Annotated in this window: 21 protein-coding genes; 4 read left to right on the plus strand and 17 right to left on the minus strand. The window is 71.4% G+C overall.

All coding sequences use genetic code 11. The annotated features are described in order from the left end of the window. Nucleotides 1-184: 184 nt before the first annotated feature. The gene (locus ACNKF0_RS13780) at nucleotides 185-619 is read left to right on the plus strand and encodes an SsgA family sporulation/cell division regulator (RefSeq protein WP_299923658.1); all 435 of its coding nucleotides are present in this window, start codon (nucleotides 185-187) and stop codon (nucleotides 617-619) included. A 13-nt stretch (nucleotides 620-632) separates the two neighbouring features. Here ACNKF0_RS13780 and ACNKF0_RS13785 read toward each other — a convergent pair whose 3' ends face one another. From ACNKF0_RS13785 to priA, 8 genes are all read right to left on the minus strand, one after another. Beyond that, nucleotides 633-2441, minus strand: a complete 1809-nt coding sequence (locus ACNKF0_RS13785; RefSeq protein ID WP_416952964.1) for an ABC transporter ATP-binding protein — start codon at nucleotides 2439-2441, stop codon at nucleotides 633-635. After that, complete coding sequence (locus ACNKF0_RS13790) at nucleotides 2438-4258, minus strand: ABC transporter ATP-binding protein (RefSeq protein WP_416952966.1); 1821 nt, start codon at nucleotides 4256-4258, stop codon at nucleotides 2438-2440. The genes ACNKF0_RS13785 and ACNKF0_RS13790 overlap by 4 nt, the downstream gene beginning before the upstream one ends. A gap of 133 nt (nucleotides 4259-4391) precedes the next feature. Continuing rightward, nucleotides 4392-5126 carry an amino acid ABC transporter ATP-binding protein gene (locus tag ACNKF0_RS13795; RefSeq protein WP_416952968.1) on the minus strand — a complete coding sequence of 245 codons (735 nt, stop codon included), beginning with the start codon at nucleotides 5124-5126 and terminating at the stop codon, nucleotides 4392-4394. After that, nucleotides 5123-5986, minus strand: coding sequence for an amino acid ABC transporter permease (locus ACNKF0_RS13800; RefSeq protein WP_416952970.1), 864 nt, complete (start codon nucleotides 5984-5986; stop codon nucleotides 5123-5125). The genes ACNKF0_RS13795 and ACNKF0_RS13800 overlap by 4 nt, the downstream gene beginning before the upstream one ends. Then, nucleotides 5986-6903, minus strand: coding sequence for an ABC transporter substrate-binding protein (locus ACNKF0_RS13805; protein ID WP_416952972.1), 918 nt, complete (start codon nucleotides 6901-6903; stop codon nucleotides 5986-5988). Before ACNKF0_RS13805 ends, ACNKF0_RS13800 begins: the two co-directional genes overlap by 1 nt. Nucleotides 6904-6930: 27 nt before the next feature. Continuing rightward, complete coding sequence (gene hisF, locus ACNKF0_RS13810) at nucleotides 6931-7704, minus strand: imidazole glycerol phosphate synthase subunit HisF (RefSeq protein ID WP_416952974.1); 774 nt, start codon at nucleotides 7702-7704, stop codon at nucleotides 6931-6933. Then, nucleotides 7701-8162 (minus strand): NUDIX hydrolase, encoded by a 462-nt coding sequence (locus tag ACNKF0_RS13815; protein ID WP_416952977.1) that lies wholly within the window; start codon nucleotides 8160-8162, stop codon nucleotides 7701-7703. The genes hisF and ACNKF0_RS13815 overlap by 4 nt, the downstream gene beginning before the upstream one ends. 2 nt (nucleotides 8163-8164) lie before the next feature. Continuing rightward, nucleotides 8165-8911, minus strand: a complete 747-nt coding sequence (priA, locus tag ACNKF0_RS13820) for a bifunctional 1-(5-phosphoribosyl)-5-((5-phosphoribosylamino)methylideneamino)imidazole-4-carboxamide isomerase/phosphoribosylanthranilate isomerase PriA (RefSeq protein ID WP_416952979.1) — start codon at nucleotides 8909-8911, stop codon at nucleotides 8165-8167. 154 nt (nucleotides 8912-9065) lie between these two features. Here priA and ACNKF0_RS13825 point away from each other — a divergent pair, with 154 nt between their 5' ends. Then, a complete protein-coding gene (locus ACNKF0_RS13825; RefSeq protein WP_416952981.1) occupies nucleotides 9066-9587 on the plus strand; it encodes a hypothetical protein in 522 nt (173 codons plus the stop codon). Here the strand turns inward: ACNKF0_RS13825 and ACNKF0_RS13830 are convergent. The 6 genes from ACNKF0_RS13830 to hisD all read right to left on the minus strand — a co-directional run bounded on the left by ACNKF0_RS13830 (nucleotide 9554) and on the right by hisD (nucleotide 14540). Then, complete coding sequence (locus ACNKF0_RS13830) at nucleotides 9554-10186, minus strand: hemerythrin domain-containing protein (protein WP_416952983.1); 633 nt, start codon at nucleotides 10184-10186, stop codon at nucleotides 9554-9556. The genes ACNKF0_RS13825 and ACNKF0_RS13830 overlap by 34 nt on opposite strands. A gap of 60 nt (nucleotides 10187-10246) precedes the next feature. Then, nucleotides 10247-10723 carry a hypothetical protein gene (locus tag ACNKF0_RS13835; protein ID WP_416952985.1) on the minus strand — a complete coding sequence of 159 codons (477 nt, stop codon included), beginning with the start codon at nucleotides 10721-10723 and terminating at the stop codon, nucleotides 10247-10249. 118 nt (nucleotides 10724-10841) lie between these two features. Further along, nucleotides 10842-11489 (minus strand): imidazole glycerol phosphate synthase subunit HisH, encoded by a 648-nt coding sequence (gene hisH, locus ACNKF0_RS13840; protein WP_416952987.1) that lies wholly within the window; start codon nucleotides 11487-11489, stop codon nucleotides 10842-10844. Beyond that, entirely contained in the window at nucleotides 11486-12094 is a 609-nt protein-coding gene (gene hisB, locus ACNKF0_RS13845) for an imidazoleglycerol-phosphate dehydratase HisB (protein WP_300045284.1), read from the minus strand. The genes hisH and hisB overlap by 4 nt, the downstream gene beginning before the upstream one ends. Further along, nucleotides 12091-13221, minus strand: a complete 1131-nt coding sequence (locus ACNKF0_RS13850) for a histidinol-phosphate transaminase (protein WP_416958517.1) — start codon at nucleotides 13219-13221, stop codon at nucleotides 12091-12093. The genes hisB and ACNKF0_RS13850 overlap by 4 nt, the downstream gene beginning before the upstream one ends. 5 nt (nucleotides 13222-13226) lie before the next feature. Beyond that, nucleotides 13227-14540 carry a histidinol dehydrogenase gene (gene hisD / locus ACNKF0_RS13855; protein WP_416958520.1) on the minus strand — a complete coding sequence of 438 codons (1314 nt, stop codon included), beginning with the start codon at nucleotides 14538-14540 and terminating at the stop codon, nucleotides 13227-13229. An 84-nt stretch (nucleotides 14541-14624) separates the two neighbouring features. On the opposite strand from hisD, the gene ACNKF0_RS13860 reads away from it, so the two are divergent. After that, entirely contained in the window at nucleotides 14625-15290 is a 666-nt protein-coding gene (locus ACNKF0_RS13860) for an LON peptidase substrate-binding domain-containing protein (protein ID WP_299923700.1), read from the plus strand. A gap of 16 nt (nucleotides 15291-15306) precedes the next feature. Continuing rightward, on the plus strand, nucleotides 15307-15798 hold the full coding sequence (gene ybaK / locus ACNKF0_RS13865; RefSeq protein WP_416952990.1) for a Cys-tRNA(Pro) deacylase: 492 nt from the start codon (nucleotides 15307-15309) through the stop codon (nucleotides 15796-15798). A gap of 17 nt (nucleotides 15799-15815) precedes the next feature. On the opposite strand, the gene ACNKF0_RS13870 is transcribed toward ybaK, so the two are convergent. From ACNKF0_RS13870 to dnaE, 3 genes are all read right to left on the minus strand, one after another. Beyond that, a complete protein-coding gene (locus tag ACNKF0_RS13870; RefSeq protein WP_416952992.1) occupies nucleotides 15816-17558 on the minus strand; it encodes a DUF3352 domain-containing protein in 1743 nt (580 codons plus the stop codon). 68 nt (nucleotides 17559-17626) lie between these two features. Continuing rightward, entirely contained in the window at nucleotides 17627-18214 is a 588-nt protein-coding gene (locus ACNKF0_RS13875; protein ID WP_416952994.1) for a hypothetical protein, read from the minus strand. Beyond that, entirely contained in the window at nucleotides 18211-21774 is a 3564-nt protein-coding gene (gene dnaE, locus ACNKF0_RS13880; RefSeq protein ID WP_416952996.1) for a DNA polymerase III subunit alpha, read from the minus strand. The genes ACNKF0_RS13875 and dnaE overlap by 4 nt, the downstream gene beginning before the upstream one ends. Nucleotides 21775-21885: the final 111 nt, after the last annotated feature.

A 21885-nucleotide genomic window follows, 5' to 3' on the forward strand; every position in this document is an offset into this window, starting at 1 on the left:
CAGCGGTTTCTCCGGCGGTGAAAGCCCGGGTTACCGTCAAGTTCGCCCCGAGCCAGCATCAAGATCCGGTCTGGACCGGTTCGGGTCATATTTTGCCGTTTTGCATCATGAGCATCCCGGCATGCCGTCTCATGAGCACGCAACCCGGGGAAGCCTCGCCCCGGGCGACCACTAGGAGCCCTCGATGAACCTGTCCGGTAACGGGCACACCCTGTCCGACGTCGCGTTGGACATCACCGTCGAGTGCATGGACGACCGCGGCATCCGCCACGAGATCGACACGGTTCTCAGCTATGCGAGCTCGGACCCGTTCGCCGTGGCCATGACCTTCGTCACCTCCGACGGCAACCTGGTGTGGACCTTCGGCCGAGACCTGCTGATCCGCGGCACCGAGGCCCCGGCCGGCGACGGCGACGTCCACGTCTCCCCCGCCATCGGGCTCAGCGGCCGCGCCATGGTCTCGATCGAGCTCAGCTCGCCCGACGGCCACCTCGTGCTGCTCGCCCGCGCGGCGGACGTCCTCGACTTCATCGCCCGCACCGTCGCCGTGGTCGCACCCGGCACCGAGTCCGACGCCTTCGACGCGGACCTGCTCATCAGCCAGCTCCTGGCGTCCTGAGCGGCGTCCCGGGCTACACCCGGGAGTGCTGGGCGATCCAGCTGGCGTGCAGGCCGGCGTAGACGCTCCCGGCCTGCGTGACGAGCTCGCGGTGGGGTCCGCGCTGCACCACGCGCCCCTTGTCGACCACGATCACCTCGTCGGCGCTCTCAGCCGTCGACAGCCGGTGCGCGATGGTGACCGAGGTCCGTGACTGCATGAGTCGCTCGAGGGCGCGGCCGATCTGCATCTCCAGCGCTGGGTCGACCGCGCTGGTCGCCTCGTCGAGGACCAGGAGGTCAGGGTCTGCGAGGTGGGCCCGCAGCAGCGCGACGAGCTGGCGCTCGCCGGCCGACAGCGACTCGCCCCGCTGCCCGACCTGGGTGTGCAGCCCGCGCGGGAGGCCGCGCAGCCAGTCGTCGACCCCGAGCTCGACCGCCGACGCGCGGATCTGCTCCTCGGTGGCGTCGAGCTTGCCGTAACGCACGTTGGCCGCGATCGAGTCGTCGAACAGGAATCCCTCCTGCGGCACCAGCACGACGCTGCGCCGCAGCGACCGCGCGTCGATGCGGCGTACGTCGACGCCGTCGAGCAGCACGGAGCCGTCGCTCGGGTCCATCAGGCGGGTGAGCAGCTTGGCGAAGGTGGACTTGCCCGAGCCGGTCTCCCCCACGATCGCCACGCGCGTGCCGGCATCGATCGCGAGGTCCACCTCGCGGAGCACCGGAGGCCCGTCGGGGTAGGCGAAGCTGACGTCGGCGAACCGGACGTCGATCGGACCGCGGGGCAGGACCTCGCCGTCGGCGCCGGGGTCGAGGAGGTCGGCCGGGGTCTCCAGGATGCCGAGGACCCGGCGCCAGCTGGCGATCGCGTTCTGCGCATCGGTGAGGATCTGGGTGCCCATCTGGACCGGGCCCACGAAGAGCGTGACGAGGAAGGCGAAGGCGAGCACCTTGCCGGACGTCATGTCACCGGTGAAGCCCAGCAGCACGCCGATCACGATGACGCCGGCGTTGGCCAGGCCGGCCGAGAGCCCGCCCAGGGAGAACGAGGTGACGGTGTAGGTCTGCGCGTGGGTGTAGGCGTCCTGCCAGTCCTGGATGGCGGTGTCGATGCGCGCCTGCGTGCGGTCCTCGATGCCGTAGGAGCGGACGACCGCGGCGCCGACGACCGGCTCGGAGATCGCGCCGAGCAGCACGCCGACCTGGTGTCGTACGACGGTGTAGGCGGCCGACAGCTTCTTCTGGAACCAGCGGATCGAGAGGAACAGCGGCGCGAAGGCGAGCCACACGACCAGCGCCAGCTGCCAGCTGTAGACGACCATCAGCACGGTCGCGACCAGCATCTGCCCGATGCTGACGACGAAGATGAGGCCGCCGAAGACCAGGAACTGGCTGACCTGGTCGACGTCGCTGGTCACCCGCGAGACCAGTGCGCCGCGGCGCTCGGTGTTCTGGGTGAGCAGCGGGAGGTCGTGGACGTGGCGGAACGCCTTGGTGCGCAGCGTCGCGAGCCCGCGCTCGGAGACGGTGAACAGCCGGCTGGTCATCAGGTAGGACGCCCAGCTGGTCACGAGGATCGCGATCGCGGCCAGCACGCCCATCCACGCGACGTAGTCCAGGCGCGGCCCACCGGGACCGTTGAGGCCCCGGTCGAGGGTCTGCTGGACCGCGATCGGGACGACGATCTGGCCGCAGGACGCGATCACGGCGTAGAAGAGCGTGAGGCCGAGGCCGTCACGCAGCTCGGGTGAGTACTTCACGCCGAGGCGGAGGGTCGCGATGGCGCCGATGTCCTCGCCGGTGTCCATGCGGGTGCCGGAGGTGGGGGCGGTGGCACTCATCGTGAGGTCCCTTCGGCGGCGTCGGCGGGGGCCTCGGTCTCGTAGGCGTTGACCAGCTGCGCGTAGGCGGGGCTGGTGGACAGGAGCTCGGCGTGGGTGCCGCGTCCGACGATGCGCCCCTCGTCGAGGTGCAGCACCTCGTCGGCCAGCGAGATCGTCGCCTTGCGGTAGGCCACCACGACGAGCGAGGCGGCCGAACCGTCGTCGTCACCGCGGTCGCCACGGAGCGACGCGAGGATCCGCGCCTCGACCTCAGGGTCCACGGCCGACGTGGCGTCGTCGAGGATCATCAGCCGCGGACGGCGCACGAGCGCCCGGGCGAGGGAGAGCCGCTGGCGCTGCCCGCCGGACAGCGAGGTGCCGCGCTCCCCCAGCCGGGTGTCGAGGCCCTCGGGCAGGGCTGCGACGAAGCCGTCGGCCTGGGCCGTGCGCAGGGCGGCCCACACGTCGGCGTCTGCGACGTCGGCGCCGAGCGTGACGTTGCCCCGGACGGTGTCGTCGAACATGAAGGCGGTCTGCGGGACGAGCGCCACGTCGCGGGGCAGCTCGCCCTTGCGCAGGCCGGTGAGGTCGTGGCCGTCGATGCGGATGTGGCCGGCGTCGGGGTCGACCAGCCGGGTCATCAGGCTCGTCAGCGTGCTCTTGCCCGACGCGGTGGCCCCCACCAGGGCGACGGTGCGCCCCGGGCGTACGTCGAAGTCGACACCGCGCAGCAGCGGCGCGTCGGCGTCGTAGGAGTAGTGGAGATCCTCGACCTCCAGGAGCGCGCCGCCCGTCGCGCGGGTGGGCAGCTCGTCGAGGCCGTAGGCCATGTTGCCGGTGGCATCGAGCACCGCCTTGGCGCGCCGGTAGCCCACGACCGATCGCGGGAACTCCCCGAGGAGCCAGCCGATCGCGCGGATCGGGAACGACACGATGGTCAGCAGGTAGGCGACGGTGACGACGTCGCCGGCCTCGGTCGCACCGCTGGCGACCCGGGAGACGCCGACCGCGAGCACGATGAGCACGCCGAGGTTGGGCAGGCTGGCCAGGGTCGGGTCGAAGATCGCGCGGAAGCGTCCGGCGCGGATGTTGACGTCGCGCAGCTCGTGGGCCTTGGCACGGAATCGGTCGGTCTCCTCGACCTCGCGACCCAGCGTCTTGACGACCATCGCGCCGTCGAAGGACTCGTGGGCGATCTCGCTGACCTCGGCGCGCAGCCCCTGGGCCCGGGTCATCAGCGGGGAGGAGAAGTGCTGGTAGAGCAGGTTGGCCACCACCACGGCCGGGAAGACGAGCAGGCCCACCAGCGCCAGCACCACGTCGGCGAGGAACATCTGCACCACCGCGATGACCATCATCACGACCGTGCCGAGCGCCATCGGCAGCGGCATGATCGGCGACCAGGCGGCCTCGACGTCGGAGTAGGCGTTGGAGAGCAGCTGTCCGGTCGGGTGGCGCTGGTGCCACTCCATCGGCAGGGACAGGTACTGCCGGGTCACGCCCCGACGGGTGTGGGACTGCATCCGGTAGTACATGATGCCGCCGCCGAGCCGCCGCGCGACGATGCCGACGGCGCGCAGGATGGCCACGCCCATGAAGAGGGCAACCACCCACACCAGCATGTCGGTGCCGATCTCGCCGGTCTCGAAGGCCGGGATCACGACGTGCTGCGTCGCCCAGCCGAGCACCCAGGCGTCGGCCACGGTCAGCACGCCGAAGAGCACCGCTCCCAGCGTGGCGACCGTGAAGACGATCGGCTCGCGCTTGATGCCGACCCACAGGACCCGGAAACCGTCGAGAGTGGTGGTGCCCCGCAGCTCCGCATCCTCGCCCACAGGTGTCGCCCGCCTCCTCGTCGTCCCGATGTCTGCCCCGGTCAGTTGCCGAGCGCAACCAAGCCGTCCATCAGGCTATTCCTCGCCACCGACACCGGACGAATCACGACCCAGGATCCACCCCCCTCAGGGGTCAGGTGCGGAGGCGTGACAGGAACGCGCGGGTGCGCTCCTCCTGCGGGTCGCCCAGCACCTGCTCGGGCCTGCCCCGCTCGTGGATGCGCCCGTCGTGCAGGAAGCAGACCTCGTCGGCGACGTCGCGGGCGAAGCCCATCTCGTGGGTGTTGAGCAGCATCGTGACGCCCTCGCTCTTGAGGTCGGTCAACAGGTCGAGCACCTCGCCGACGAGCTCGGGGTCGAGCGCGCTCGTCACCTCGTCGAGCAGCATCAGGCGCGGGTTGGTCACCAGCGCCCGGGCGATCGCCACCCGCTGCTGCTGCCCGCCGGACAGGTCGTCGGGCCTGGCGTGCGCCTTGGCGGCCAGCCCGACGCGCTCGAGCATCGCCAGGCCGCGCGAGCGCGCCTCCTCGGCACCCACGCCGTGCACGAGCCGGAGCGCCAGGGTGACGTTGCCCATCACGTCGAGGTGCGGGAAGAGGTTGTAGGCCTGGAAGACCATCCCCATGCGGGACCTCACCTCGTCGCCGTCCACCCGCGGGTCGGTGATGTCGCGACCCTCGAAGGTGATCACGCCGTCGTCGACGACCTCGAGCAGGTTGACGCACCGCAGCAGCGTCGACTTCCCCGAGCCGGAGGCGCCGATCAGCACGACGCACTGACCCGGCTCGATCGTCAGGTCCACGTCACGGAGCACCACGTTGTCGCCGAAGCACTTGCGGACGCCGTCCAGGCGCAGCAGCTCGGTCACAAATGTCCTCCTGCCCCGTGGTAGCCCTTCTTGCGGGCATAGCGGTCGGTGAGCCTGGCCATCGGGATCGTCAGGCAGCAGAACAGCACGCCGGCGACGACGTAGGGCGTGTAGTTGAAGTCGATGGCCGTCTCGATCTGGGCCGCCCGGATCGCGTCCACGACGCCCAGCACGGCGATCAGGCCGGAGTCCTTCTGGAGCGAGACCAGGTCGTTCATCAGCGGCGGGATGACCCGGCGCCAGGCCTGGGGCAGCACGACGCGGCGCAGCGTCTGCCCGTAGCTGAGTCCCAACGACCGGCCGGCCAGGCGCTGGCTCGGGTGCACGGACTCGATGCCGGCCCGGAACACCTCGGCGACGTAGGCCGAGTAGGACAGCACCAGCGCCGCGCACCCCCAGAAGAGCGCTGACGTGGGCAGCCCGGACAGGCTGAGTGCGGGACCGCCGAAGCCGAGCAGGAAGATCACCAGCAGCAGGGGCAGGCCGCGGAAGATGTCGACGTACGCCGTCCCGACCAGGCGCAGCGGGAACGCGACGGGACCGCGGATGGTGCGCATCACTGCGATCGTGAGGCTCAACGCGACGATCAGCACCGCGCAGAGCACCATCACCCGGATGTTGAGCCAGAGGCCCTCGAGCACCGCCGGGAAGGACGAGACCGCCTTGTCCCAGTCGAAGTAGGTCTCCTGGACGCGCTCCCAGCCCGGCGAGCTGACGACCAGCCCGCCGACGACGCCGAGCAGCAGCAGCGTGCTGCCCGACGCGATGACAGCACTGCGGACCGTGCGCCGGCGCCGCCAGTCGTCGCGCTCGCGCTGGACCTCGGAGGGCTCCCAGGCGGTGTCCACCTGGTCAGGCATCAGGACAGCTCGGGAGCGCCCTGCTGGGCCAGCCACTCCTGGCCGATCTGGTCGAGGACGCCGTCCTCGCGCAGCGTGTCGACGGCCGACGAGACGCAGTCGGTCAGCGGGCTGTCCTTGGCCAGCACGGCGCCGAACTGCTCGGGCTCCCCCTCGGGTAGCGGGAGCTGGCCGACGATGACCCCGTCGTCGAGCTGGACGGCGGTCATGAAGTAGGCCGTCGGCAGGTCGACGACGATGCCGTCGATCTGACCGTTCTTGAGCGACTGCACCGCCTGGTCGTTGGTGTCGAAGACGGCCGGGTCGGCCGAGGGCTGGATCTGGTCGGTGATGGCGGTGTAGCTGGTCGTGCCGACCTGGGCGCCGAGCTTGGCGTCGGCGAGGTCGGCGAGGCTGGTGGCGCCGTCGATCGCGCTGCCCTTGTTGGTGATGACGGCCTGCACCACGTCGTAGTAGCCGGAGGAGAAGTCGACGGCCTTGCGGCGGGCCTCGGTGATGGAGACCTGGTTGACGTCGAAGTCGAACTCCTTCGGGCCGGGCTGGACCACCTTGTTGAAGGGGACCGTCACCCAGGTGACCTGGTCCTGGGTGTAGCCGAGCTGCTCGGCGACGGCGTAGGCCACCGCGGACTCGTAGCCCTCGCCGTTGGTCGGGTCGTTGTCGACGAACCACGGCTCGTAGGCCGGGTCGTCGGTGGCGATCGTCAGCGTGCCGTCGGCGACGGTCTCCAACGTGTCGGGCGTGCACTCGTCGGCGGCCGGCGCCTCGGACTCCGAGCCCCCCGAGGTCTCCGAGCCGGAGTCGCTGCCACTGTCGGCCTCGTCGGTCGGGGCGCACGCGGACAGCGCGATCGCGGCGGACGCGAGGGTGGCGACGGCGAGGTGGCGCTTGGTCGAGCGCCGGGAGGTCTTCAGCATGGCGGAATCCTACGACTCCGCCTGCCGTCAGCGGACCGGGTGACCGGCCGTGGACAGACCGGCCTTGACGTCGCCGATGGTGAGGGTCCCGAAGTGGAAGACGGTGGCCGCCAGCACGGCGTCGGCCCCGGCGTCGACGGCGGGCGGGAAGTGCTCGACCGCGCCCGCTCCCCCGCTCGCGATGATCGGGATGCCCACCTCGCGGCGTACGGCCCTGATGAGCTCGAGGTCGAAGCCGTCGGTCGTGCCGTCGGCGTCCATCGCGTTGAGCAGGATCTCGCCCGCGCCCAGCTCGGCGGCGCGCACGGCCCACTCGATGGCGTCGAGGCCGGCGCTCTTCCGTCCGCCGTGGGTGGTGACCTCGAAGCCGCTCGCGGTGCCTTCGTGGTCGGGACCGACACGGCGGGCGTCGACGCTCAGCACCAGCACCTGGTTGCCGAACCGGTCGGCGATCTCGGCCACCAGCTCGGGGCGGCGGATGGCGGCGGTGTTGACCGCGACCTTGTCGGCCCCGGCGCGCAGGAGTCGGTCGACGTCGTCGACGCTGCTCACGCCGCCGCCGACGGTGAGCGGGATGAAGACCTCCTCGGCGCAGCGGCTCACGACCTCCATCGTCGTCGCGCGGCCCTCGTGGGAGGCGGAGATGTCGAGGAAGGTCAGCTCGTCGGCGCCCTCGGCGTCGTAGAGGCGGGCCAGCTCGACCGGGTCGCCGGCGTCGCGGAGCTCGGTGAAGTTGACCCCCTTGACCACGCGGCCACCGTCGACGTCGAGGCACGGGATGACCCGGATCGCGAGGCTCATCGCCGCACCGCCCGGGAGGCACGGGCCGCCAGCGCGACGTCCACGATGTCTGCCCGCGGTTGTCCCTCGAGCTCGGCGAGCGGGACCCACGCGGCGTGGTCGGTCGACCCGTCGACCTCGGTGGTGCCCAGCTCGCCACCGGTGATCGTCGCGTCGAAGACGAACCGCTGGGAGCGGAACCAGCCGTCGAAGGTCCGGCCGCGCCCGGTGAAGAAGTGCTCGGCCAGCAGTCCACCCGGCTCGACGTGGAAGCCCGTCTCCTCGAACACCTCGCGCACCAGGCCGTCACGGACCGACTCGTCGAACTCGATACCGCCGCCGGGCAGCGACCACGCCGGGTCGCTGTGCCCCTCGCCGTTCCACCACGCGAGCAGCACCCGCTCCTGCCCGTCGGCTCCCCCGTCGTCGACGAGCAGGACGTAGGCGGCCAGCCGGGTGTGGTAGTCGGTGAACTCCATGCTCAGGTGCCCTTCGTGAGCGCGAGGGCGTCCTCGAGGGTGAAGCGGCCCTCGTAGAGCGCGGTGCCCGCGATGGCGCCCTCGACGCCCTCGCCCACCAGTCCCATCAGGGCCTCGATGTCGTCGAGCGTGGTGACGCCGCCGCTCGCGACGACCGGCCTGTCGGTGGCCGCGCAGACGTCGCGGAGCAGCTGGAGGTTGGGTCCCTGCAGCATGCCGTCCTTGTTCACGTCCGTCACGACGTAGCGGGCACAGCCCTCCCCGTCGAGGCGGGCGAGGGTCTCGTAGAGGTCGCCCCCGTCGCGGGTCCAGCCGCGCGCGGCCAGGGTCGTGCCGCGGACGTCGAGGCCGACCGCCACCCGGTCGCCGTACGTCGCGATCGCCCGGGCGCACCACTCGGGCTGCTCGAGCGCGGCGGTGCCGATGTTGACCCGGCGGCACCCGGTCGCCATGGCCGCCTCCAGCGACTCGTCGTCGCGGATGCCGCCGCTCATCTCGACCTGGATGTCGAGCGTGCCGACGATGCGGGCCTGGAGCTCGCGGTTGTGGCCGTGGCCGAAGGCCGCGTCGAGGTCGACGAGGTGGATCCACTCCGCACCGGCCTCCTGCCAGCGGAGCGCCGCCTCGATCGGGTCGCCGAAGCGCTTCTCCGACCCGTCCACCCCCTGCACGAGCTGGACGGCCTGGCCGCCCTTGATGTCCACGGCGGGCAGGAGCTCGAGGTAGGGCTGCTCGGGGGTGCTGGGCATGGGTCGATCCTAGGAGCGCGCGTCAGGACGCCGCACGGGGTGGTGGCGCGGCGAGACGGGGGCCACTCCCCGCCACGCGGCGTGCAGGCCGGCGGGCTGTCGCGCGGCCGCAGTTCTCGGCTCCGTCGTCGTGGTGCGCGCTAGCGTCAGGGACGTGATCGCCGACCGGTGGGGCGTGTGCGAAGCGGAGGTGCGTCGCGCCTACGGGTGCGACGCCTTCGTCCCTCGCCCCACGCTCGAGGCGTGGCGCGGCGTCACGGTCCACGCGGCACCCGCGACCGTGTGGGCACGGGTGAGGCAGGTGCGGCTGGCGCCCTACTCCTACGACCTCGTCGACAACCTCGGGCGGCGCTCACCACGCGACCGGCGCGACGTGCCGGAGCCGCAGGTCGGCGATCCGTTCACGCACGCGCTCGGGCGCGACCAGGGGCGGGTGGTGGCCGTCGACCCGGGCCGGGAGCTCACCGCGACGATCATGGGCGCCCACCTCTCGTACGCCGTCCTGCCCCACGGCGGCGACGTACGTCTCGTGCTCAAGGTCGTGGCGCACACCCGCAGGTGGCTGGCGCCCGCGCTCTCGGTCGGCGACCTGGCGATGGCGCGCAAGCAGCTGCTGACGCTGAAGGCGCTGGCGGAGGCCGATCAGCGCCAGACCGGAGCGACCTCGCGGCGGTAGCGCCGGGCGAGCAGCAGCGTGAGGACGGTGATGACCGGCCCCGGGATGGCGGCCCGGAGCGACGACCGCTCGCGCTCCCCCGCACCGTCCTCCATCCACGCCAGCGAGTTGGCCGCGTCGACCGGGCTGGCCGGGCGCAGCTTCTTGGTCATCGCCTTGAACTCCTCGTCGTCGTGCAGGGCCGCCAGCGGACCCTCGACGTCGCGCTCCTCGTGGTCGAGGTGGCCGTTGATCACCTCGCGGGCCCGTGCGACCTCGTCGGCGGCAGCCGCGGCGTTGAGGGTGGACGGTGCGGCGACCACGGAGTCGAGGCTGGTCGACACCGACGCCAGCGCATGCTTCATCGCGACGTGCTCGGACTCCATCTCCTCGAGGAGCGCGAGGTCCACGCCGCGCGCCTGCAGGAACGGCCACACGTGCTCGTCCTCGGCCTCGTGGTGGTGGGTCAGCTCGCGGACCAGGTTGCGCCACGCGGTCCGGATCTGGCGGGCGCGCGCGGTGTCGCCGTCGGGCAGCGTGCGCAGCGCCTGCTCGGCGCGGGTCACGTCTCGGCGCACCGCGGCGTGGATGATCTGGTTCATGCTCAGCGGCTCAGTCATGGCGGGACGCTAGCCCTGTCGACGCGCGCGCCGCGACCCCGTTCTTGGGGGTCTCCTGCGTCACGGGAGACGATCGTGCGAGTCGTCGTGGGTGTCGTCGTGGGTGTCGTCGTGGTGACCGTCGTCGTCCCCGTGGTGCTCACCGTGGACGTCATCGGTGCCGCCCTGGCCGTAGCACCAGTCCTCGCCCACCCCGCCTCGTACGACGTCGTCGCCCGCGCCGCCGTAGAGGTGGTCAGCGCCGTCGCGCCCGAGCACGTGGTCGTCCCCCGCGCCGCCCCGGACGGTGTCGGCGTGCCCCGAGCCGCACACCAGGTCATCTCCGGCCCGGGCGCGGACGACGTGGCCGCGCGCGACGACGGCGATCACGTCGCGACGGTCGGTCCCGTGGACCACGTGAGGTGAGTCGCGGGTCACGACCATCGTGGCCGGCTGACCGGCGCAGGTCGGCCCCCGGTCGTCGAGAGGCACGCCACCGAGGCCGGCGAGGGCCAGCACCACGGGCGCGAGGGCGTGCATGGTCATCGTGGCGAGCATCGTCGCAAGCCTCCTCGGTGGCAGCGGACCACGGGCCCTGCCATCGTCGCTCGCCTCCGGGCCGGCCCGCAGGGCCGGAAGACACCGGACTGATGACCGAAGGACCCGGGCGGCCGGCCTAGGCCGACTCGTTCAGCGCCGTGACCCAGTTGCGCAGCAGCACAGCACCGGCGTCGCCGGACTTCTCCGGGTGGAACTGGGTCGCGGAGAGCGGCCCGTTCTCGACAGCGGCGACGAACCGGTCTCCCCCGTGCTCGGCCCACGTCACCAGCGGCGCGGCCGTGCGGTCGTTGGTGACGAGGTCCCACGAGCGGGCGGCGTAGGAGTGCACGAAGTAGAAGCGCTCGTCCTCGATCCCGGCGAACAGCCGGGTCCCAGCGGGAGCCTCGACGGTGTTCCAGCCCATGTGCGGCACCACGTCGGCCTGCAGCCGCGTCACCAGCCCGGGCCACTCGTCGCAGCCCTCGGTCTCGACGCCGTGCTCGACCCCGCCCGCGAAGAGGACCTGCATCCCGACGCAGATGCCGAGGACCGGCCGCCCGCCGGCGAGACGCCGACCAATGATCCGCTCGCCCTTGATCGCTCGCAGGCCCGCCATGCAGGCGGCGTAGGCGCCCACGCCGGGCACCACGAGGCCGTCGGCGGCGAGCGCGGTCTCGAAGTCACCGGTCAGCGTGACCGTGGCTCCGGCGCGCTCCACGGCGCGCACGACCGAGCGGAGGTTGCCCGACCCGTAGTCGAGGACGACGACGTCGGGAGCCGTCACAGGCTGCCCTTCGTGGACGGTACGCCGGTCTCGCGGGGGTCGATCGCGACGGCATCGCGAAAGGCGCGGGCGAAGGCCTTGAACTGCGCCTCGACCACGTGGTGCGGGTCGCGTCCACCGAGCACCCGCACGTGGAGCGCGAGGTGGGCGTGGAAGGAGATCGTCTCGAAGACGTGGCGGGTCAACGAGCCCATGTAGGTGGCGCCGGTGCCGCCGATGGCGACGTACTCCTGGCCCTCGGGCTCACCGGTGTGCACGCAGTAGGGGCGGCCCGAGACGTCCACGACGGCCTGGACCAGCGCCTCGTCGAGCGGCACGGTGGCGTCGCCGAAGCGCCGGATGCCGGCCTTGTCGCCGAGGGCCTCGCGGAGCGCCTGGCCGAGCACGATCGCGGTGTCCTCGACCGAGTGGTGGGCGTCGATGTGGGTGTCGCCGCTGGTCTGGACGACGAGGTCCACCAGGGAGTGGCGGGCGAAGGCGTCGAGCATGTGGTCGTAGAACCCCACGCCGGTCGACACGTCGGAGCGGCCGGTGCCGTCGAGGTCGACCTCGACGAGGACGCCGGACTCCTTGGTGGTGCGCTCGATCTTCGCGGTGCGGCTCATGCGAGCTCCTTCGTCGTCGTGGTCGTCTCGTGCAGCGTCTCCAGCAGGGCCTTCCTGAAGGCTGCCATCTCCTCGGTCGTGCCGATCGACACGCGCAGCCATCCGTCGGGGCCGGTCTCGCGGATCAGGACGCCGCGGTCGACCAGACCCTGCCAGACCGCGTGCCGGTCGGCGAAGCGGCCGAACAGGGCGAAGTTGGCGTCGGAGTCGGCGACCTCGAGCCCCTGCTCGCGCAGCCACGCCACGGTCGCGTCGCGCTCGACGCGCAGGTCGTCGACCCTGCCCAGCAGCTCGGGGGCGTGCCGCAGCGCCGCCAGCGCGGTCGCCTGGGTGACGGCCGAGAGGTGGTAGGGCAGCCGTACGACGCGGATCGCGTCGCAGATCGCGGGGTCGGCGGCGAGGTAGCCCAGTCGTGCCCCCGCCAGGGCGAACGCCTTGCTCATGGTGCGCGTGACCACGAGGTTGCGGTGCCGCGGCAGGAGCTCGAGGGCGCTCGGGGTGCCGGTGCGGCGGAACTCGCCGTAGGCCTCGTCGACGACCACCAGACCCGCAGGCTCGTAGGAGGCGGCTGCCTCGCACAGCATGGTCACGGCCTCCGGCGGCAGCGCGGTCCCGGTCGGGTTGTTGGGGCTGGGCAGGAGCACGACCGACGGACGGCGCTCCTCGACCAACCGACGCGCGGCGTCGAGGTCGAGGGAGAAGTCCTCGGCCCGGTGGCCGGCCACCCACTCCGTCATCGTGTCGCGCGCGTACTCGGGATACATCGAGTACGTCGGGGCGAACGACAGCGCGACGCGCCCCGGACCACCGAACGCCTGCAGCAGCTGCAGCATGACCTCGTTGGAGCCGTTGGCCGCCCACACCATCTCCGGCGTGATGCCCGACCCGCCGGAGGTGTCGAGGTACGCCGCCAACGCGGCGCGCAGCTCGACGAACTCGCGGTCGGGGTAGCGGTTGAGCGAGACGGCAGCCTCGCCGACGGCTCGGGCGATGTCGGCCGCCGCCTCGGGCGAGGGGCCGTAGGGGTTCTCGTTGACGTTGAGCTGGACGGGCGCCTGCTCGAGCGAGAGCTGGGGCGCACCGTAGGGCTCGATCCCCCGCAGCTCGTCGCGCAGCGGAGGGAACAGCCCGCTCACCGGTGCGGGTCGCTGTCGAAGCGCACGCTGACCGCCTGGCCGTGACCCGGGAGGTCCTCGGCCTCGGCGAGCGTCACGACGTGGCCGGCGACCTCGGCGAGCGCGTCACGCGAGTAGTCGATGACGTGCACCGACTTGGTGAACGCGCGCACGGACAGCCCGCTCGAGTGGCAGGCGCAGCCCGCCGTCGGGAGCACGTGGTTGGAGCCGGCGCAGTAGTCGCCGAGGGACACCGGCGACCACGGGCCGACGAAGATGGCGCCCGCGTTGCGTACGCGCGCGGCGTGGGAGGCGGCGTCGCGGGTGATGACCTCGAGGTGCTCCGCGGCGTAGGCGTCGACGACGGCGACGCCCTGGTCCATGTCGTCGACCAGCACGACGGCGGACTGCCGCCCGGAGAGCGCGGTGCGGATGCGCTCGGTGTGGCGGGTGGCGAAGACCTGCTTGTCGAGAGCGGCCTCGACCGCGTCGGCGAGCTCGAGCGAGTCGGTGACCAGCACGGACGCGGCCATCGGGTCGTGCTCGGCCTGGCTGATCATGTCGGCGGCGACGAACGCGGCGTCCGCGCTGTCGTCGGCCAGGATCGCGATCTCGGTGGGTCCGGCCTCGGAGTCGATGCCGACGACACCGCGCAGCAGCCGCTTGGCGGCCGCGACGTAGATGTTGCCCGGGCCGGTCACCAGGTCGACGCGCTCGCAGGGACCGGCGCCGTAGGCGAACATGGCGATCGCCTGGGCGCCGCCGACGGCGTAGACCTCGTCGACGCCGAGCAGGGCGCAGGCAGCGAGGATGGTCGGCTCCGGGAGGCCGTCGCGGTTCTTCTGCGGCGGGCTCGCCAACGCGATCGAGCGCACGCCCGCGACCTGGGCCGGGACGACGTTCATCACGACGCTGCTCACCAGCGGGGCGAGCCCGCCGGGGACGTAGAGGCCGACGCGGTCGATCGGCACCTTGCGGTGGGTGACGGTCGCTCCGGGGGCGACCTGGCTGGTGACGTCGCGCTCGAGCTCGGCCTCGCAGGTCACCCGCAGGCGCCGGATCGACTCCTCGAGGCCGGCCCGCACGGCCGGGTCGAGGCCCTCGAGCGCGGTCGTCAGCGCCTCGCGCGGCACGGCGATGTCGTCACTGCGTACGCCGTCGAAGCGGGCGGAGAAGTCGGTGATGGCCTCCACGCCCCGCGAGCGGACGGCGTCGAGGATCGGCTGCACCTGATGCGTGGCCGCCTCGACGTCGAACTCGGCGCGGGGCACGCTCGCGCGGTAGTCGACGGACGCCGCGTCGGCGCCCCTCAGGTCGATACGACGGATCAGGGACATGCCCTGATTCTAGGTTCTCCCGCGGGTCGAGCCGAAGTCGCGGGTGCAGGGTGGACAGCGGCCACTAGTGTCGTCGGTGTGAGCGATCCGCTGCCGATGTTCCCGCTGAGCACCGTGGTGTTCCCGGGCATGAGCGTGCCGCTCCACGTCTTCGAGGACCGCTACCGGATGCTGGTGCGCCACCTGCTCGAGGTGGAGGACCCCGCAGCGCGTGTCTTCGGCACGGTGGCGATCCGCGAGGGCTACGAGGTCGGGGACCACGGCGCCCAGTCGGTCTACCGGGTCGGCTGCATCCTGCAGCTCACCGAGGTCGACCGGCTCGAGGACGGCACGTTCGACATCGTCGCCGTCGCCCGCGAGCGGCTGGTGCTCGAGGAGATGCAGCGCGGTGCCGACTTCCCCCAGGGCCTGGCCGTCGTCCTCCCCGAGCCCGAGGTGGAGGTCCCGGCCGAGGTGCTCCAACGCGCCCGCGCCACCTTCACGGCGTTCCGGGCGGCGATGACCGAGCTGCAGGGAGACCCGTTCAGCGGGACGCTCCCCCGCGATCCCGACTACCTCGCGTGGACCCTGTCCGCGCTGGCGCCGCTCCCCATGGCGGAGCGGCAGTCCCTCCTGGAGGCGGAGGACGCCACCGAGCGGCTCACGCTCGTGACCCGCCTGCTGACCGAGGAGCTGCGCGCGATCAACGTCATCCCGTCGTTGCCGGCCACCCAGGTGGCGCGCACCGCGTGGTCCCCCAACTGACCGCGCGAGCCGGCTGATGGCGAAGAAGACGCGTGGGGCAGGAGGCACGCCGGCCACCGTGGCGCTCACCTCGGCGGGCATCCCCTTCGAGGTCCGCGCCTACGAGCACGACCCGCGCGCGACGTCGTACGGGCTCGAGGCGGCCGAGGCGCTCGACGCCGATCCCGCCCGGGTGTTCAAGACGCTGATGGCGTCGCTGGACGCCGAGCTGGTGGTCGGGATCGTGCCCGTGAGCGGACAGCTCGACCTCAAGGCGCTCGCCCGGGCGCTGGGCGGCAGCAAGGCCGTGATGGCGGACGTGGCGGCCGCCGAGCGCGCGACGGGCTACGTCGCCGGCGGCATCTCGCCGGTCGGGCAGAAGCGCCGCCACCGCACGGTGCTCGACGCCTCCGCCCTGGACCACGACACGATCCTGGTGTCCGGTGGTCGGCGCGGGTTCGACATCGAGCTCGCACCGGACGACCTGGTGGCGATCACCGCAGCGGTGACCGCCACCATCGGTCGTTGACTCAGTCGGTCGTCGACTCAGTCGGTCGTCAGCTTGACCAGGCCGTGGACGACCTCGTCGTCGACCCATCCGCTGATGCCGAGCGCAGCCAGCGGCTCGAGGTTCTCGCTGACCTCGGGCATGTCACCGGCCAGGCGCACGAGCCAGTCGTCGTCGGCGTTGAAGTTGACGAAGAGGACCGACTGGGCCTCGTCGGCCTCGACGACCCCGGAGTAGGTCGCACTGTCGCCGAGGCTTCCAGCGCCCTCGAGGGCGCTGCGGTAGTCGTCCTGCAGGGCGAGGACCGCATAGCCGTCGCCCTCGGTGACCTGGAGGAGCTCGGCGGCCTCGGGGCCGGCCTGGGCGCTGATCTTGTCGAGCACCGCCTGGATCTCCTGGGCGTCGCCCTTGATCCGGATGCCGGCCGGCACCTCGCCGGGACCACCGTTGGCCACGGCGTCCGGGTCGAGCCCGCTGCCCATGGAGACGGTCACGCCGTCGCCGAGCAGGGTCTCGACGTCCTCGGGGAAGGCCAGGCCGGTCTCCTGCTCGAACTGGGCGAGCTGGTCGTCGATCGAGGCGCTCTCGTCCGGGGCCAGGGTCTTGACGTAGTCGAGCATCGCCTGCGCCCAGCCCTCCTCGAGGGCGAACCCGAACGCCGCAACCGTGTCCTCGGGAAGGGCCGAGATCATGTCGACACCCTCCTCGCTCGTCATGTAGCGGGTCATGTCCTGGTTGTAGTCGGACATGGCGTACTCGACCTCGACCGCTCCGTCGTCGAAGCGGACGGTCGCTGCCGCGCCGTCGAAGTCGTTGATCATCTGCTGGAGCTCCTCGGGGACCTCCTGCGTCGGCTCGGACGTGGTGTCGTCCGAAGAGGACTCGAAGCACACCTCGACGTCCGCCGGGGCGGCGTTCTCGAGGCACTCCTCGTCGAAGGAGCCCATGGCGTCGGGCGCCGGGGCCAGCATCGAGCCGGGCATGCCCAACATGCCCGCGCCGGCGAGGTCCTCGACGTACTTCGTGACGCCCTTGCCGACGTACATCGACACGAAGCCGTCGTCGCCCGCCTCGCCGGTCCACTCCTGGAAGGCGGAGTCGGCAGCCAGGGTCGAGCCGTCGGCGGCGTCGACGACCTGCTGGGCGATGTCCTTGGTCTCGGCCAGGACGATCCAGTCGCCCTCGACGACCCAGCCGCCGACGTCGCTGCCGCTCTCGTCCGCCTCGCCCTCGCCGGCAGGGCCGCCGCAGGTCTCGATCAGCGTGGCGAGGCCCTCCTCGGCCTGACCGCCGTCGGTGGTCTGGATGACGCCGACCGGGGTCGGCTCGTCCTCCCCGAGGTCGACGACGGCCATCGCCGCCCGCGAGCCCAGCCACGGCTCGACGTCGGAGGCGTAGTCGAGGCCCTTGCACTCGCCGGAGGAGGTGACCTCCTCGAACAGCCGCTCGCGCAGGTCCTCGTCGGCCTGGAGGTCGACCTCGTCGGTGAACCCGGGGAACTTGCGCAGCGTCTTGATCGCCTCGATCTTCTGGCCGCCGCTCGGGTCGAGGTCGACGCTGACGTAGGCGACCGTCGCGGCAGGCAACGCCTCGGCGGGCTGCGCGCCGGTGGCGAAGAAGCTGGTGGCCGCCCAGGCGCCGCCGGCGATGACCGCCCCACCGGCGACGATCGCGCCCACCGCGATCAGACGCTTCTTGTTGTCGTTGTCGGGCGCCCGCTGCGCGGGCCCCGACCCGTCGAGGTAGTCAGGCCTGTCGGCCGGCCCCGGTGTCATGCTCATGTCGTTCTGCTCCCCCGTCGCACGGGTCCCGGCGGTGCCGGGACTGCCCACTTGCGGGCGGCGCAAGCCTACCCACGCGAGCGCCGTGCGAACCCTCTGTTCCCCAAGAGGTAGGACCCGACCAGACCAGCCATGGCACCGGCGGGCAGGGCGACGAGTGCCGTCGAGTGCCACGGCACGCGCCCCTGGTCGGGAGCGGTCAGCCCCAGGTCACCCGGCAGCGGCGTGTAGTCGGGCCGGCCGGCTGCCAACGCCTGCGGGTCGGGCGGCCCGAGCGCGCTGCCGACGGCGTACATCACGGCCGCGGCGACGCCGGCCGCCACGAGCACCGTCACCACGGTGACCGTCTCGTGCCCGCGCCACCGACCGGCCAGCACGGCCAGGAGGAGCCCGATCGGGAAAGCGATGACGACGAACAGGGCGATGGCCTCGAAGGCGAAGTCGGGCCCGGCGGGCTCGAGGTACCAGCGGCCCTCGAACGCGAGGCCGGTCGGCGCGTCCCACAACCGTTCCCAGAGCACCCCACCGGCTGCGCCGGCGGCGACGAACCCGGCAAGGATCGCCAGGACGCGGAGCAGCAACCGCCGCGGAGAGGCGGTCACAGGCCCCTCGCCGGCCTCGCCCTGCGGGTCGGCGGCGTGTGTCACGTCGCTCACCCCGCCAGGCAACCGGGGCCGAGCAGCTGCTTGAGGTCGGCGAACAGCGCCGGGCTCGGGCTGACGCGGAGGTTGTCGTCGAGGCGCAGCACCTTGGTCGAGCTCCGGGTGAGCAGCCGCAGCTGCACCTCGGTCATCCCGGGGTGGGTGCCGAGGACGTCACGCAGCTGGGCCACGACCGGTGGGGTGCACCGCGTCGACGGCAGGCTGATCACGACCGGTCCGGCGGGTCCCTGGGTCAGGTCGGGGGCCGTGACCTCCTGCGCGCGGAGCTCGGGCTGGTCCTTGTCGCGCGAGAGCTGGCCCTTGATCCGGACGATGTTGTCCTCGACGAGCAGCGTCGAGGCGAGGGTGTAGGCGCTCGGGAAGAGGAGGACGTCGATGGCGCCGTCGAGGTCCTCGAGCGTGATCGTCGCCCAGGGGTCGCCGCGCTTGGTGATCCGCCGCGCCACCGAGGTGATCAGGCCGCTGACCGTGATCGTCGAGTTGTGCGCGCGGTCCTCGTCGAGCATCAGCTGGCCGATGGTGCAGTCGGTGCCCTGGGACAGCACGTGCTCGAGACCGAGGAGCGGGTGGTCGGAGACGTAGAGGCCCAGCATCTCCCGCTCGTGGCCGAGCAGGGTCATCTTGTCCCAGTCGTCGACCTCCGGGATCACGACCGTCGCACCGGCAGCGCCCACGTCGTCGGGCATCAGCATGTCGATGAGCGAGTCCTGCCCGCTCTCGTCGTCCTTCTTGGCCTGGACGTACTTCTCGACCGCGTCCTCGTGGATGATCGAGAGCGCCCGACGCCGGTGCTTCATGTCGTCGTAGGCGCCGGCCTTGATCAGCGAGTCGACGACCCGCTTGTTGCACACCAGCGCCGGGACCTTGTCCATGAAGTCGTTGAAGTCGGTGTAGCGGCCCTTCTCCTCGCGGGCGGTGACGATCCGGTCGACGACGTTGCTGCCGACGTTGCGCACGGCGGTGAGGCCGAAGCGGATGTCGTTGCCCACCGGGGTGAAGTTGGCGTGCGACTCGTTGACGTCGGGCGGGAGGACCTGGATCTTCATGCGCCGGCACTCGTTGAGGTAGATGGCCATCTTGTCCTTGTCGTCCTTGACGGACGTCAGGAGCGCGGCCATGTATTCGGCTGGGTAGTTGGCCTTGAGGTAGGCCGTCCAGTAGGTGATGACGCCGTAGGCGGCGGAGTGCGACTTGTTGAAGGCGTAGTCGGAGAACGGGAGCAGGATCTCCCAGAGCTTGTCGATCGCGACCTGGGGGAAGTTGCGCTCGAGCATGCCGGCCTGGAAGCCGGCGTACTGCTTGTCGAGCTCCTCCTTCTTCTTCTTGCCCATCGCGCGGCGGAGGTTGTCGGCGGCGCCCAGGGTGAAGCCGGCGAGCACCTGGGCGATCGCCATCACCTGCTCCTGGTAGACGATCAGGCCGTAGGTCTCCCCCAGCACCGGCTCGAGCGCCTCGGCGAGTGCGGGGTGGATCGGCTCGATCGCCTCGCGGCCGTTCTTGCGGCGGGCGTACTTGTTGTGCGAGTCGGCACCCATCGGCCCGGGCCGGTAGAGCGCGCTGACCGCGGTGATGTCGGCGAAGGCGTCGGGCTGCAGGGACCGCAGCAGCGCCCGCATGCCCGAGCCGTCGAGCTGGAAGACACCGAGCGTGTCGCCGCGACCCATCAGCTCGTAGGTCGCCCGGTCGTCGAAGGGCAGCTCCTCCAGCACGACCGTCTCGTCGCGGTTGACCTGGATGTTGGCCAGCGCGTCCTCGAGGATGCGGAGGTTGGACAGGCCCAGGAAGTCCATCTTGACCAGCCCGAGCGACTCGCACATCGGGTAGTCGAACTGGGTGATGACGGCGCCGTCCTGCGGGCGCGCCATGATCGGCACCACGTCGATGATGGGCTCGCTCGACATGATCACACCGGCGGCGTGCACGCCCCAGTTGCGGATCTGCCCCTCGAGGCCGAGGGCCGTGTGGAAGATCGTGCGCACGTCGGGGTCGGAGTCGTGCAGGGCGCGGAACTCGCCGCCCTCGTTGTAGCGCTTGTGCTGGGGGTCGAAGATGTCCTTGAGGGCGACGCCCTTGCCCATCACGTCGGCGGGCAGCGCCTTGGTGATGCGGTCGGAGATGGCGAACCCGTGGTCGAGCACGCGCGCGGCGTCCTTGATGGCGGCCTTGGCCTTGAGACGGCCGAACGTCGCGATCTGCGCCACCCGCTCGGTGCCGTACTTCTCGGTGACGTACTTGATGACCTCGCCGCGACGCGCGTCGTCGAAGTCGATGTCGAAGTCGGGCATCGAGGGGCGCTCGGGGTTGAGGAACCGCTCGAAGAACAGGCCGTGCTCGAGCGGGCACAGGTCGGTGATGCTCAACGCGTAGGCGGCGATGGAGCCGGCTCCGGATCCACGGCCGGGCCCGACGCGGATGCCGTTGCGCTTGGACCACTGGATGAAGTCGGCGACGACCAGGTAGTAGCCGCAGTAGCCCTTCTGCGAGATGACGCCCAGCTCCATCTCGACCCGGTCGCGCACCTCCTGGGTCAACCGCTCGCCGGGGTAGCGGGCCTCGATGCCGCGCCACACCTCCTTGCGGAACCAGCTCTCCTCGGTCTCGCTCGCGGGCACGTCGGCACGGGCCATGTAGCCGCCGGTGGACTCGACGAACTCGACGTTGCACCGCTCGGCGATCTCGAGCGTGTTGTCGCACCCGTCGGGGACGTCGGCCCAGAGCTCACGCATCTCGGCGGCGGACTTGATGTAGTAGCCGCCACCGTCGAACTTGAGCCGGTTGGTGTCGGCCAGCCGCTTGCCCGAGGCAACGCAGATCAGGGCGTCCTGGCCGTCGGCGTCCTCGGGGTTGGTGTAGTGGGTGTCGTTGGTGACGATGGTCGGCAGGCCGAGCGTCGCGGCGATCTTCTGCAGGTCTCCCCGGGTGGCCCGCTCGGCGGCGATGCCGTGGTCCATCAGCTCGAGGTAGAAGTTGTCCTTGCCGAAGATGTCCTGGAACTCCCCGGCAGCGCGGAGCGCCTCGTCGTACTGGCCGAGCGTCAACCGGGTCTGGATCTCACCGGACAGGCACCCCGTGCTGGCGATGATGCCCTTGGAGTAGCGCTGGAGCAGCTCGCGGTCCATCCGGGGCTTGTAGTAGTAGCCCTCGAGGCTGGCCAGGCTGGCGAGCTTGAAGAGGTTGTGCATGCCCTCGGTCGTCTCCGCCCACATGGTCATGTGGGTGTAGGCGCCGCCGCCGGCGACGTCCTTGCCGCCCTCCTCCGCCTGGTCGCCCTGGCCCCAGCGGACCCGGCGCCGCTCGCCGCGCATGGTGCCGGGGGTGAGGTAGGCCTCGATGCCGATGATCGGCTTCACGCCGTGCTGCTTGGCCTTGCGGTAGAAGTCGTAGGCGCCGTGCAGGTTGCCGTGGTCGGTCATCGCGATGGCCGGCATGCCCAGCTCGCTGGTGCGCGCGAACAGGCCGTCGAGCAACGACGCCCCGTCGAGCATGGAGTACTCGGTGTGCACGTGGAGGTGCACGAAGTTGTCCGCGGAGCTGGTGGAGGAGCCGGACGACATGGAGGAGACTTCCGCGCCTTTCGGGGGTCGCTGACGGGGTCGATCGTGAAGAGGTGCTGGCTGCGCAGCGGGCATCCAGAAGGAGGGGGAAGAGCCGTCAGCCTACGTCAG

The sequence above is a fragment of the Nocardioides sp. T5 genome (genome assembly GCF_048161455.1).
Classification (GTDB): Bacteria; Actinomycetota; Actinomycetes; order Propionibacteriales; family Nocardioidaceae; genus Nocardioides.